Origin of the sequence: Sinorhizobium sp. RAC02, from assembly GCF_001713395.1 — a bacterium.
Taxonomy (GTDB): Bacteria; Pseudomonadota; Alphaproteobacteria; order Rhizobiales; family Rhizobiaceae; genus Shinella.
On record NZ_CP016450.1, the window covers coordinates 3,382,194 to 3,396,613 of the forward strand.

Here is a 14,420-nt window from a genome sequence, read left to right on the forward strand (position 1 = left end):
GAATGAAACATCCGATACTTACTGATGGATTGAATGGAGTTTCAAGCGCATCGTTGGCGCATGGAAAATTTATCTAACAGAAGAGCATTTCTTGGAACGCGGGCACTGCTGCCGGGTGTCGTCCTGGCCGGCCTGGTTTCTGGCCTTGCGGTGCTTGCCGAGCACCTGGAAGCGCGCCTGACAGGCGGGGCCTGGATCGAGGCCCTGGTGCTGGCCATCCTGATCGGCGCGGTGTTGCGGCTGTTTTTGCGTCAACCCGCCCGTTTCGATCCCGGCATTGTCTTTTCGGCAAAGTACTTTCTCGAAGTGGCCATCGTCCTGCTCGGTGCGAGCGTCAGTGCTGCGGCGATCGGTGGCATGGGCATTTCGCTGATCGGTGCCATTGCCGTGGTTGTGGGGGCGGTTCTCATGACGAGTTACGGGATAGGGCGCTGGCTTGGCCTGTCCCGCTCCGTTGCGCTGCTGGTAGCCTGCGGCAACTCGATCTGCGGCAATTCCGCGATTGCCGCGACGGCGCCCGTCATCCACGCTGACGCCGAGGATGTCGCCTCGTCGATTGCGTTCACCGCCGTGCTCGGCATGATCACCGTGCTGCTCCTGCCGGTGCTAGTGCCGCTACTCGGCCTTTCGGCGACGGGTTACGGTGTGATGGCGGGCATGACGGTCTATGCGGTGCCGCAGGTGCTGGCGGCGACCGCGCCGGTCTCCGCCCTCAGCATCCAGATCGGCACCTTCGTCAAGCTCGTGCGCGTGCTGATGCTGGGGCCGGTGATCTTCCTCCTGTCCTGTGCTTCGGCGGGGGCGACGGGGCGCAGGCCCGCACTGTACCGGCTCGTGCCGTGGTTCATCCTCGGGTTTCTCGCCATGCTGACTGCCCGCAGTGTCGGCCTTGTCGATGCCGCCATGGCGGGCGCGATGGGTGAGGTCGCGACGGTGCTGACCATTCTTTCCATGGCCGCACTCGGCCTCGGCATCGACCTGAAGCGCGTGATGCGCGCGGGACCGCGGGTGACGGCCGCGGTCGTGCTGTCGCTCGGCGTGCTGGTTCTCGCCAGCTACGCCATGGTGCTCGCCCTCAACCTTGCGACGGCCTGACTCAGGCCGCGTTTTCCCGCACCGGTGCCGGCACGTAGTTGAGCACCGGTCCGAGCCAGCGTTCCACTTCGACGACTGGCATATCCTTACGCCGCGCGTAGTCTTCCACCTGGTCGCGCTCCACCTTGGCGACGCCGAAATAATAGCTTTCGGGCGACGCTATGTAGAGACCGGAGACGGAGGAGCCGGGCCACATGGCGAAGCTTTCGGTCAAAGTCACGCCGATTTCCTTTTCCGCGTCGAGCAGGCGGAACAGTGCCGTCTTTTCCGTATGATCCGGTTGAGCCGGATAGCCGGGAGCAGGGCGGATGCCGGCATAGGGCTCGCCAATGAGGTCGGTCGGAGCAAAGGTCTCGTCCGCCGCATAACCCCAGAGTTCCTTGCGCACCACTTCATGCATGCGTTCGGCAAACGCTTCGGCGAAACGGTCAGCGAGCGCTTTCACCAGAATCGAGTTGTAGTCGTCGTTCGCCCGCTCGAAGCGCTCGGCAATGGCGATCTCGCCGATGCCGGCCGTCACGACGAAGCCGCCGAGATAATCCTGCTTGCCGCTGTTAACGGGTGCGACGAAATCGGAGAGTGCGACGTTCGGCCGGCCGTCGCGTTTGGAAAGCTGCTGGCGCAGCGTGAAGAAGGTCGCAAGCTCCGTGTTGCGCGCCTCGTCGGTGAAGAGGCGGATGTCGTCGCCCACCGTGCCGGCCGGCCAGAAGCCGATGACGGCTTTCGGCGTGAACCACTTTTCCGAAATGATCTTTTCCAGCATCGCCTGCGCATCGGCAAAGAGCTGGCGGGCCGCCGGTCCCTGCTTCTCGTCATCGAGGATTTTCGGAAAGACGCCTTTCAGCTCCCAGGTCTGGAAGAAGGGTGTCCAGTCGATGTAACGGGCGAGATCGGCGAGGTCCCAATCCTGCCAGACGCGGGTGCCGAGGAAGGAGGGTGTCTTCGGCTGGTAGGCGGACCAGTCGGCCTTGAAGGCGTTGTCACGCGCCTTGGCAATCGGCAGGCGCTGCTTTTCCGCCTCGCTGCGGGCATGGGCATCGGCGACCTTGCGGTATTCGGCCTTCAGCGTCTCGACGTAACCGGGCTTCATCTCGGCCGACAACAGACTGCCGACCACGCCGACGGCGCGGCTGGCATCGGTGACATAGACGGTCTGGCCGCGGTCGTAGCGCGGATGGATTTTGACGGCGGTGTGCACGCGGCTCGTCGTCGCGCCGCCGATGAGGAGGGGAATGTCGAAACCCTCGCGCTCCATTTCATTGGCGACATGCACCATCTCGTCAAGCGAGGGCGTGATCAGGCCGGACAGGCCGATGATATCGACCTTTTCGGCCTTCGCCGTCTCGAGGATCTTCGCCGCCGGCACCATGACGCCGAGATCGATGATCTCGTAATTGTTGCAGGCGAGCACGACGCCGACGATGTTCTTGCCGATATCGTGCACATCGCCCTTGACGGTCGCCATCAGGATTTTTCCCGCACTCTGGCGCTCACCGCTGCCGCCATTGGCAAGCTTTTCGGCCTCCATGTAGGGCAGCAGCACGGCGACGGCCTGCTTCATCACGCGGGCGGATTTCACGACTTGCGGCAGGAACATCTTGCCGGCGCCGAACAGGTCGCCGACGACGTTCATTCCGGCCATCAAGGGGCCTTCTATGACGTGCAGCGGGCGTTCCGCATTCTGCCGGGCCTCTTCCGTGTCGGCCTCGACGAATTCGGTGATGCCGTTGACGAGGGCGTGTTCGAGGCGTTTTTCAACCGCCCAGTCGCGCCAGGCGAGGTCGCGCTCCTTGGCTTCCTTGCCGGCCGTGCCCTTGAAGCGTTCGGCGATCTCCAGCATGCGCTCGGTCGCGGTGCCGCCGCCCTTCGGTGCGCGATTCAGCACCACGTCCTCGCAGGCCTCACGCAGGTCGGCCTCGATCGTGTCGTAGACGGCGAGCTGGCCGGCATTGACGATGCCCATGTCCATGCCCGCCTGGATGGCGTGATAGAGGAAGACCGCGTGCATCGCCTCGCGCACCGGCTCGTTGCCGCGGAACGAGAAGGAGAGATTGGAGACGCCGCCCGAGATATGGGCATGCGGCAGGGTGGCGGTGATTTCGGCGGTCGCTTCGATGAAGTCGACACCGTAATTGTCGTGCTCCTCGATGCCGGTGGCGACGGCAAAGATGTTCGGGTCGAAGACGATGTCTTCCGGCGCAAGGCCGGCGACTTCGGTCAAGAGCTTGTAGGCGCGGGTGCAGATATCCACCTTGCGCGCCCTGGTGTCGGCCTGCCCGGTCTCGTCGAACGCCATGACGACGACGGCGGCGCCATAGGCGCGCACGAGCTTCGCGTGGTGCAGGAAGGCTTCCTCGCCTTCCTTCAGCGAGATCGAGTTGACCAGCGGTTTGCCCTGCACGCATTTCAGGCCGGCCTCGATCACCTCCCATTTCGAACTGTCGATCATCAGGGGGACGCGGGCGATATCCGGCTCGGCGGCGATGAGATTGACGTATTCCGTCATGGCCCTGGCTGAATCGATCAGGCCCTCGTCCATGTTGATGTCGATGATCTGCGCGCCGTTCGCCACCTGGTCGCGGGCGACGTCGAGCGCGGCCGCATAGTCGCCGGCGGTGATCAGCTTGCGGAATTTCGCCGAGCCCGTGACGTTGGTGCGCTCGCCCACGTTCACGAAGGGAATGGCGTCGGTCAGCGTGAAGGGTTCGAGGCCGGAAAGCCGCATATGGCGCGGGATGTCGGGGATTTCGCGTGGGCTATGGCGGGCGGCGGCGGCGGCGACGGCGCGGATATGGTCCGGCGTCGAGCCGCAGCAGCCGCCGACGATGTTGACCAGCCCATCGCGCATGAAGCCTTCGATCTGGGCGGCCATCTCGCCGGGCGTTTCATCATACTGGCCGAAGGCGTTCGGCAGGCCGGCATTGGGATAGGCGCAGACGAAGGTTTGCGCGACGGAGGAGATTTCGGCGAGATGGGCGCGCATGGCATTGGCGCCGAGCGCGCAGTTGAGGCCGATCGAGAAGGGGTCGGCGTGGCGCACCGAGTTCCAGAAGGCTTCCGGCGTCTGGCCGGACAGCGTGCGGCCGGAAAGATCGGTGATTGTGCCTGATATCATGACGGGCAGGTCGATGCCCTTTTCCTCGAAGACTTCGCGGGTGGCGAAGATCGCGGCCTTGGCGTTCAGCGTGTCGAAGATCGTCTCGATCAGGATGATGTCGGCGCCACCATCGATGAGGCCACGCAGCTGGTCGGCATAGGCGAGGCGCAGGTCATCGAAGGAGACGGCGCGGTAGCCGGGATTGTTGACGTCGGGCGAGATGGAGGCGGTGCGGTTGGTCGGGCCGAGCGCGCCGGCGACGAAGCGGCGGCGGCCGTCCTTTTCCTGTGCGCGCAGGCCGGCGCGCCGCGCAAGGCGCGCACCGTCGCGGTTCAGTTCATAGACCATGTCCTCCATGCCGTAATCGGCCTGGGCGATGGTGGTGGAGGAGAAGGTGTTGGTTTCGAGAATATCGGCGCCGGCCAGCGCATAGCGGTAATGAATGTCCTCGATCGCGCCCGGCTGGGTCAGCGTCAACAGGTCGTTGTTGCCCTGCTGGTGGCAGGCGCAATCGCCGAAGCGGTCGCCGCGGAAATCGTCCTCGACGAGCTTGAGCGTCTGGATTTCCGTGCCCATGGCGCCGTCGAGCACCAGGATGCGCTCGCGCGCGGCTTTTTGCAGGGCTGCGAGGATCTCGCGGCCGTCGCGTCGCGGCAGTTCGGGGCCGAACAGGGTGTCCAGGTGCGATTTGGCCATGGCAAAGCCCTCCGGTGCAATCATACTGCATCGGAAGTCACATAAAGATATCTTTATGTCAATATGCGTTTATGCGAACGACGCGTCAGTGAAGCGGACGGTCTGCACCGGCAAGCGAGGCGAACAGCGATCGCAGGCGGGCAATATCCGGATCGGCATCCTCATAACGGGAGAGTTTCTGCACCTCCTTCAGTGCCTCGACGGCAAGGTCGGCGCCGCGCGGTTGCCAGAGCAGCCAGGAGATGAAGACGGATTCCGGCTTTCCGGTGCCGGAGAGGCCGTTGTGATCAAGTGCAAGCATTTCTTCCCCAATCGGTAAATTGGGGGATGACCGGACGCACGCATGCTGGATTTCGCCGAAAGGCGACAAGCAAGCGCACCACTGGGACACCCCGCCCATGGACGTTTCAAGTATCAGGGCAGGTCTCCTGGCTCACGGGTCGTCGCCTCTGTCTCGCCTTCCCGGTCCAAAGACCAGTGGCTTTATCGACAGTCGCTCGCCGTTCACAGTTGCGGGGGCAGCGCCGGTCTTGGCACTCCATCTGGAGCATCGCACCGGCTTCCCTCTTAGCCTCCAAGCCGCATGCGACTCGGAAGACCCTGACTTCGGCAAACTGGCGTCAGCGCGCCGGCAAGTCAATGGTTTTGACTATCATGCACAGGGCGGGAACTTTTTCCGTCACCAGGCATTTGGCTTTCCGCCTGCACCATGCGCAGGTTCGCCCTTGGGGAGGGATGGGCGATTCACCAAATCCGCAGATGAGGGTCCATGCTGCGCCATCCAGTCCTGTTGACATGTTGCAAGTCTCTGTCCTTACGGCTAAAAAATGCCGTTTTCATGCACCACGCGGCCAGGATGCCAACAAGCGTGTCGCCTGAGCCATGTCCAACCGTCAAGTACCCCCGGGGTGCGGTTCGGTGCCATGGCTGATCGCGGCACAAATATGAACCCTGCCCGCAAAAAACTGTCCAGCGCAAAGGCCGCCGCCGGATGGTTCCACATGGCCGGATCCAGAATCAGAAACATGCCCCTTCATAATACGCCGCAAGCCTCCTCGCGCGATGCCGACGTCAAGCAGATCGATTATAACGATTCGATCCGCGCCACCTATCTGACGCTGGAGGAGCTCGCCGATTGCGGTGAAGCGCTGGCGCGCGACAAACGCGCGGCCCTGCCCGGCTTCCGACCCTTCGAATTCCGTGCCCGGCACAAGGAAAACGAGAAGGAGATCTTCCGCGTCTACCAGACGACGGCGAAGGATGTCGAAGCGGGCGTGCAGATAACCCCCGCAGCCGAATGGCTGCTCGACAACTATTACGTCGTCGAAGAGGCGATCCAGGAAGTCCGTCGCGATTTCCCCCGCCGCTTCTTCCGCCAGTTGCCGACCCTGGAGGTCGAGGGACAGGTGATGCCGCGCACGCTCGCCGTCGCCTGGCTCTACGTCGCCCATACGCATAGCAGCGTCTCGCATGATGGCCTGACGGCTTTCGTTCAGGGCTTCCAGAAGGTCGATGCGCTGAAGATCGGCGAACTCTGGGCGCTGCCTTCCTTCATTCGTTTCGTGCTTCTTGAAAACCTCCGCCGCATTTCGAGCCGCGTCGAGCGCTCGCGCAAGATGCGGCTGAAGGCGAACGAGGTGGCGGACGAACTGATCCGGCTCAACGATCCGGAAAAATGCATTGCCCATCTCCAGTCGATGGAGACCTTCATCGACGACAACACCTTCGTCATCCAGCTGCTCTACCGGCTTCGTGACGGCCTGCAGGCCTCGGGCGCGGTGATCCAGTGGCTGGAGCGCAAGATCGAGAGCCGCGGCAGCGACCTCGAGGAGCTGATCGTCGCGGAGAACAACCGGCTGTCCTCCGGCAACGTCACGATGAGTTCGCTCATCAAGAGCCTGCGCTCCGTCGACGATACGGAATGGCCCGTCTGGTTCGAGAGCGTCAGCCGCCTCGACGAAGCGCTGCGCCAGCGCTCCGACTACAGCGACCTCGATTTCGGCTCGCGCAACAAGTACCGCAACACGATCGAGCGCTTCGCCCGCCGCTCCGGCAAGACCGAGCTGGAAGTGACCGAAATCGCGCTCACCATGACCGAGGAAGACGCGGCGGCGCATGTCGAGGACCTGGATTACAAGGCCAATGTGGCGGCCTTCCTCGTCGGCAAGAAGCGCAAGCAGCTCGAAAAGCGCATCGGCTATCGTCCGTCGATGGTCCAGCGCGCTGTGCGCCTGACCCGCAAGCTGGATTGGTTCGCGATTGCCGCGCCCAACATCATCCTGACGCTGCTGGCGATGATCGCTGTCTATTTCTTCCTCGATCCGCTCGATATTCCGAACGGCGCATGGCTGATCATGCTCGTGCTTTTCGCGCTGCCGGCCTCCGAGGGCGCGACCGGCCTTTTCAACACGCTGGTCACCTTCTTCGTCACGCCGTCCCGCCTTGTCGGTTATGAATTCAAGGACGGCATTCCGGACGATGCACGCACGCTGCTTGCCGTGCCCTGTCTGATTTCCAAGCGCGATCATGTCGACGAACTGGTGCGCAATCTCGAAGTGCACTACCTCGCCAATCCGCGTGGCGAGATCTATTTCGCGCTCATCAGCGACTGGGCCGACAGCCAGTCGGAAGAGACGCCGGCCGATCTCGACGTGCTCGAATACGCCAAGCGCGAGGTTGCGGCGCTGTCCGCCCGCTACGCCTATGACGGGCGCACGCGTTTCTACTTCCTGCACCGCCGCCGGCTCTACAATCCGTCGGAAGGCGCCTGGATGGGTTGGGAGCGCAAGCGCGGCAAGCTGCACGAGCTGAACCTGCTTCTGCGCGGCGACGGCGACACGACCTTCCTGCCGGGCGCCAACATCGTGCCGGCGGATGTCAAATATGTCATGACGCTCGATTCCGACACGCGCCTGATGCGCGATGCCGTGACCAAGCTTGTCGGCAAGATGCATCACCCGATCAACCGTCCCGTCATCGACGAGGCGACGGGCGAAATCACTGCCGGCTACAGCATTCTCCAGCCGCGCGTCACGCCTTCGCTGACGACCGGCAAGGAAGCCTCGACCTTCCAGCGCATCTATTCCGCCGACCGCGGCATCGACCCTTACGTCTTCACCGTGTCCGACATCTACCAGGACCTCGTCGGCGAAGGTACGTTCACCGGCAAGGGCCTCTATCACGTCGATGCCTTCGAGGCGGCCGTGAAGGGCCGGATCGGCGAGAATGCCGTGCTGAGCCACGACCTTCTCGAAGGCTCGCTGTCGCGCTGCGCGCTGGTGACGGATGTCGAGCTCGTCGAGGATTTCCCGACGCGCTACGGTGTCGAGACCTCGCGCCAGCATCGCTGGGCGCGCGGCGACTGGCAGCTGCTGCCCTACCTCTTCAGCCCGTCGAGTGGAATTTCCATGATCGGCCGCTGGAAGATGTACGACAACCTGCGCCGCAGCCTCATTCCGATCGGCTGGCTCGTCGCCTCCGTCATGGGCTGGTACTACATGGAGCCGCGCCAGGCGTTGATCTGGCAGCTCGTGCTGATCTTCCTGCTCTTCGTCGCGCCGACGCTGTCGCTGATCTCCGGCATCATGCCGCGCCGCAACGACATTGTCGCGCGTGCCCATGTGCATCGGGTCATCTCGGACATCCGCGCGGCGAACGCGCAGGTGGCACTCCGCATCGTCTTCATCGCCCACTCGGCCGGCTTGATGGCGGATGCGATCATCCGCTCGCTCTACCGCACCTTCGTCAGCCGCAAGCTGATGCTCGAATGGCGCACGGCCGCGCAGGCCGACAGTGCTGCGCGCGGCGGCATCCTCGCCCATTACAAAACCATGTGGCAGGCGCCGGCGCTCGCCGTGGTTTCCGTGGCGCTCGCCATGGTCTCCGATACGGGCCTGCCCTTCATCGGCATTCCCTTCGCCCTCGTCTGGCTGCTCTCGCCGATGATCGCCTGGAATGTCAGCCAGACGGCGGAGACCGAGGACCAGCTCGTCGTGTCCGACTATGTCGCCACTGAGCTGCGCAAGATCGCGCGGCGCACCTGGCGCTATTTCGAGACCTTCGTGACGGCCGAGCAGCACTTCCTGCCGCCGGACAATTTCCAGGAAACGCCGCAGCCGGTGCTTGCCGAGCGCACGTCGCCCACCAATATCGGCGTCTACCTGCTCTCGGTCATCTCCGCGCGCGATTTCGGCTGGATCGGTTTTGAAGAGACGGTTCGCCGCCTGGAGCAGACGGTTTCGACCATCGACGGCATGCCGAAATATCGTGGCCACCTCTACAACTGGTACCGTACGAACACGTTGGAAACGCTTGGCCCCCGCTACGTCTCGGCGGTCGACAGCGGCAACCTCGCCGGCCACCTCATCGCCGTCTCCTCCATGTGCCGCGAATGGGCCGAAGCGCCGTCGGCGTTTCTGCAAGGAAGCCTCGACGGCATCGGCGACGTGGCATCGATCCTGTCGGAGACGCTGACGGAACTCCCCGACGACCGCAAGACCGTCCGGCCGCTGCGCCGTCTCATCGAGGAGCGCATCGCCGGCTTCCACAACGCGCTTGCCGCCGTCAAGCGCGAGCACGAATTCGCCTCCATCCGCGTCATCAACCTTTCGGTGCTGGCGCGCGACGTCAACAAGCTGATCGTCAACCTCGACCATGAGATCAAGTCGCCGCAGAGCGGCGAGGTCGTGCACTGGGCAAGCGCGCTGGTCGCGGCCTGCGAGGCACATATCGCCGACAGCGTCTTCGACCTTGGCAGCATCGAGACGTTGCGGGCGCGGCTGGTCGTGCTGCGCGACCGTGCGCGCGACATCGCCTTCTCGATGGATTTCGGCTTCCTGTTCCGCCAGGAGCGTCGCCTGCTGTCCATCGGCTACCGCGTCGAGACCAACGAACTCGACGAGGCCTGCTATGACCTGCTCGCCTCGGAAGCGCGCCTCACCAGCCTGTTTGCCATCGCCAAGGGGGATCTTCCCACCGAGCACTGGTACAAGCTCGGCCGCCCGGTCGTGCCGGTCGGCTCGCGCGGTGCGCTGGTCTCCTGGTCCGGCTCGATGTTCGAATATCTCATGCCGCCGCTCGTCATGCAGGAGCGTCAGGGCGGTATCCTCAACCAGACGAACAATCTGGTGGTGAAGGAGCAGATGAACCACGGCCGCCGTCTCGGTACGCCCTGGGGCATTTCGGAAGCGGCCTTCAACGCCCGCGACCACGAGCTGACCTATCAGTACACCAATTTCGGTGTGCCGACGCTCGGCCTCAAGCGCGGCCTCGGCCAGAATGCGGTGATCGCGCCCTATGCCTCGCTGCTTGCGTCGCAATATGCGCCGGCGGCCTCGCTCGAAAATCTCGAGCGTCTGCGCAAGCTCGGTGCTCTCGGCGTTTACGGCTTCCACGATGCCGTCGACTTCACGCCGACGCGTGTGCCGGAGGGCAAGACCTGCGCGGTCGTGCGCAACTACATGGCGCACCATCACGGCATGTCGATCGCCGCCGTTGCCAACGTCGTCTTCAATGGCGCGCTGCGCGAACGTTTCCACTCTGACCCGGTCATCGAGGCTGCCGAACTTCTCCTGCAGGAAAAGGCGCCGCGCGACATTCCGGTGATCAACGCCAAGCGCGAACCGGAAACCGTCGGCAGCACGCAGGCCGACCTGTTGCGCCCGGAAATCCGCATCATCAAGGATCCGTTCTCCAGGGAGCGCGAGACCGTCTTCCTGTCGAACGGTCACTACTCGGTCATGCTGACGGCGAACGGTGCCGGCTATTCGCGCTGGAACGGCCAGTCGGTCACCCGCTGGAAGCCTGACCCGACGGAAGACCGCTGGGGTTCTTTCCTCTTCCTGCGCGATACGGCAACGAATGAGTGGTGGTCCGCCACCGCCGAGCCGAAGCGTGCCGAGGGCGAGGAAACGAAAACCCAGTTCGGCGACGACAAGGCGGAGTTCATCAAGACCGTCGGTACGCTGACGAGCGAGGTCGAGGTCATCGTTGCCACCGAGCACGATGCCGAAGGCCGTCGCCTGACGCTGCTCAACACCGGGCCGGAAGACCGCTTCATCGAAGTGACCTCCTACATGGAACCGGTGATTTCGACGGATGACGCCGACAGCGCCCATCCGCTGTTCTCCAAAATGTTCATCCGCACCGAGATCGGCAAGCGCGGCGACGTCGTGCGCGCCGAGCGGCAGAAGCGCAATCCGAACGAACCGGACATGACGATCGCCCACTTGATCGTCGATAATGCCGGCCCCTCGCGCCGCACCGAAATCGAGACGGACCGCCGCCGCTTCATCGGCCGGGGCCGGTCGCTGACGACGGCTGCCGCCTTCGATCCGGGTGCACAGCTTTCCGGCACGGACGGCTTCACGCTCGATCCGATCATGGCGCTGCGCCGCGTCGTGCGCGTACCGGCCGGCAAGAAGGTCAAGGTCATCTTCTGGACCATTGCTGCCCCCAGCCGTGCCGAAGTGGATGCGGCCATCGACCGCTATCGCCATCCGGACGTGTTCAACCATGAAATGATCCATGCCTGGACGCGCTCGCAGGTGCATATGCGCCATGTTGGTGTGACCTCGCAGGAGGCGGCGAGCTTCCAGATGCTCGGCCGTTATCTCACCTATCCGGACATGCACCTTCGCGCCGATACCGGCACGATCCAGAGCGGGCTTGCCGCCCAGTCGGCGCTGTGGCCGCTGGCGATTTCCGGCGACTTCCCGATCTTCGTGCTGCGCATCAACGACGAGATCGACATCGACGTCGCCCGCCAGGCACTGCGTGCACAGGACTACCTGCGCCATCGCGGTGTCACGGCCGACCTCGTGATCCTCAACGAACGCGCCGCCTCCTACGCGCAGGACATGCAGCACACGCTCGACCATATGTGCGAAAACCTGCGCATCCGCAGCCAGTCCGACGGCGCGCGCCAGCACGTCTTCACGGTGCGCCGCGACTTGATGGACGGCACAACCTGGCAGGCGCTTCTCGCCACGGCGCGGGCCGTCTTCCACGCGCGCAATGGCACGCTTTCCGACCAGATCGCCCGCACGGTCGCCCTGTTCTCCACGCCGCGTGGCGAGGAAGAGACAAAGGCCGAAACGCCAGCACCCAAGCTGCCGGTGCCCGCCGGCGAGCCGGTCGACATAAACGGTGACGGTCTTTCCTTCTGGAACGGTTTCGGCGGCTTCAACGCCGAGCGCCGGGAATATGCCGTGCGACTGCGCGGCGGCGAAGCGACACCGCAGCCGTGGATCAACGTCATCGCCAACCAGCATTTCGGCTTCCACGTCTCGGCGGAGGGCGCCGGCTACACCTGGAGCCGCAATTCGCGCGACTTCCAGCTGACGCTCTGGACGAACGATCCGGTCATCAACCGTCCGGGCGAGGCCTTCTATGTGAGAGACCGCGAGCGCGGCACGGTGATGACACCCTTCGCCACGCTGTCGCGCAAGTCCTCGGTGAAGTTTGAGACCTGGCATGGCCTCGGCTATTCCGCCTTCCGCAGCTGGGAAGACGATATCGAGCTCGATCTCGTGCAGACGGTCGATCCGGAGGATCCGGTCAAATATTCGCGCCTCGTCGTGAAAAACACCGGTGAAACGGAACGCAGCCTGACGGTCTATGGCTATGTCGAATGGGTGCTCGGCAACAACCCCGCCAGGACCGCGCCCTTCGTGCTGACCAGCCATGACGAGGAAAGCGGCGCGCTCTTTGCAACGAACCCGTACAGCTTCGACTTTGCCGGCCGGACCAGCTTCTTCGCCGTCGATGCGCCGCTCTCGGGCTTCACCGCGAAACGGCGCGAGTTCATCGGCCGCGGCGGCGATATCGTGCTGCCGGCGGCTGTCGTCGCGGGGCAGGCACTGTCCGGTTCCGCTGAAGGCATCGGCGACCCCTGCGCGGCGCTTGCCGTCGATATCACGCTGAAACCCGGCGAGACGCGTGAACTGCATTTCGTGCTCGGCGACACGGCCGATGCGGACAGCGCCCGTGCGCTGGCCGACAAGAGCCGCACGGCGGATTTCGACAAGGTCATGACCGCCGTTCGTGGCTACTGGAGCGACTTTACCGGCACGCTGCAGGTCAAGACGCCCGATGCGGCGCTCGACCGCATGGTCAACGACTGGCTGCCCTATCAGGCGCTGGGTTGCCGCATCCAGGCCCGCTCGGCCTTCTACCAGGCGAGCGGCGCCTACGGCTTCCGCGACCAGTTGCAGGACACGCTTGCCTTCATCTTGCACCGGCCGGAGCTTGCCCGCGGGCAGATCCTCAACGCCGCCTCGCGGCAGTTCGTCGAAGGCGACGTGCAGCATTGGTGGTTGCCGGACAACGGCGCCGGTGTGCGCACCATGATCTCCGACGACGTGGTGTGGCTTGCCCATGCGACTGAATATTATTGCCGGGTCACCGGCGACCGGGCGATCCTCGACGAAACGCTGACCTTCATCGAGGGGCAGGCGCTTACCGAGGGCCAGCACGATGCGTTCTTCACGCCGGATAGGTCGTCCGAAGAGGCGCCGCTCTATGAACATTGCGCTCGTGCACTCGACCTGGCGCTGCGCCGCACGGGAGAGAACGGCCTGCCGCTCATCCTCGGTGGTGACTGGAACGACGGCATGAACCGCGTCGGCGAAGCCGGCCGCGGCACGAGCGTCTGGCTTGGCTGGTTCCTTGCCGGCACGCTTGGCGGCTTCATCCCGCTTGCCCGCGAGCGGGGCGATCAGACCCGTGCCGGCCAATGGGAAGAGCATCTCGGCCGCCTCAAGGTCGCGCTGGAAACGGCGGGCTGGGACGGCAGCTATTACCGTCGCGGCTATTTCGATGATGGCACGCCGCTCGGTTCTTCCGAGAGCGCGGAATGCCGGATTGATTCGATCGCACAGAGCTGGAGTGTGCTGTCCGGCATGGGCAGCATGGAACGGTCGCGCCAGGCGATGGATGCGGTGATGGAAAACCTCGTCGACCGGGAGCATGGCATCATCCGCCTGTTCACTCCGCCGCTCGTCGAGACCCCGCAGGATCCCGGCTACATCAAGGCCTATCCGCCGGGTGTGCGCGAAAACGGCGGCCAGTATACCCATGCCGCGACCTGGGTCGTGCTGGCGCTGGCGCGGCAGGGCCGGGCCGAAGATGCCTGGACCTGCTTCAACCTGCTGAACCCGATCAACCACGCACAGAACCCGGAGGCGGCGGCACTCTACCGCGTCGAGCCTTATGTCGTTGCCGCCGATGTCTATGGCGAAGGCGAACGCACGGGGCAGGGCGGCTGGAGCTGGTATACGGGGTCGGCCGGACTGCTCTACCGCGCGGCCGTCGAGGGCATCCTCGGTATCCGCAGGGAGGCGGGTCGCCTGTTCATCGAACCAGTGCTGCCGGCGGCGTGGAGCGGCTACGAGGCGACGCTCAAGCTGGACGGCCAAACACTTGCGATCCGCATCGAGCGTGCCGATGACGGTGGATGGCAAGCAAGTGTGAACGGAACTGTCATCAAATCTTCAAACGAGGGTTATTTGCTCTGATCCACGCATGTGGACCA

General features: G+C 64.1%; 4 protein-coding genes and 1 riboswitch. Of the genes, 2 read left to right on the forward strand and 2 right to left on the reverse strand.

The window, feature by feature from the left end; all coding sequences use genetic code 11:
* The first annotated feature begins 60 nt into the window (after positions 1-60).
* Positions 61-1,095 (forward strand): YeiH family protein, encoded by a 1,035-nt coding sequence (locus BSY16_RS16295; RefSeq protein WP_069061585.1) that lies wholly within the window; start codon positions 61-63, stop codon positions 1,093-1,095.
* Position 1,096: 1 nt separating this feature from the next.
* Here BSY16_RS16295 and metH read toward each other — a convergent pair whose 3' ends face one another.
* Positions 1,097-4,888 (reverse strand): methionine synthase, encoded by a 3,792-nt coding sequence (metH, locus tag BSY16_RS16300; RefSeq protein ID WP_069060635.1) that lies wholly within the window; start codon positions 4,886-4,888, stop codon positions 1,097-1,099.
* Positions 4,889-4,973: 85 nt separating this feature from the next.
* Positions 4,974-5,189 carry a hypothetical protein gene (locus tag BSY16_RS16305; protein WP_069060636.1) on the reverse strand — a complete coding sequence of 72 codons (216 nt, stop codon included), beginning with the start codon at positions 5,187-5,189 and terminating at the stop codon, positions 4,974-4,976.
* Positions 5,190-5,289: 100 nt separating this feature from the next.
* A riboswitch (cobalamin riboswitch) is annotated at positions 5,290-5,506 on the reverse strand.
* 407 nt (positions 5,507-5,913) lie between these two features.
* Here BSY16_RS16305 and BSY16_RS16310 point away from each other — a divergent pair.
* On the forward strand, positions 5,914-14,403 hold the full coding sequence (locus tag BSY16_RS16310) for a glycoside hydrolase family 94 protein (protein WP_083243006.1): 8,490 nt from the start codon (positions 5,914-5,916) through the stop codon (positions 14,401-14,403).
* Positions 14,404-14,420: the final 17 nt, after the last annotated feature.

Coding starts and splice junctions, on each gene's coding strand:
- metH (WP_069060635.1), bottom strand. CDS start 4,888: ATGGCCAAATCGCACCTGGACACCCTGTTCGGCCCCGAACTGCCGCGA.
- BSY16_RS16295 (WP_069061585.1), top strand. CDS start 61: ATGGAAAATTTATCTAACAGAAGAGCATTTCTTGGAACGCGGGCACTG.
- BSY16_RS16305 (WP_069060636.1), bottom strand. CDS start 5,189: ATGCTTGCACTTGATCACAACGGCCTCTCCGGCACCGGAAAGCCGGAA.
- BSY16_RS16310 (WP_083243006.1), top strand. CDS start 5,914: ATGCCCCTTCATAATACGCCGCAAGCCTCCTCGCGCGATGCCGACGTC.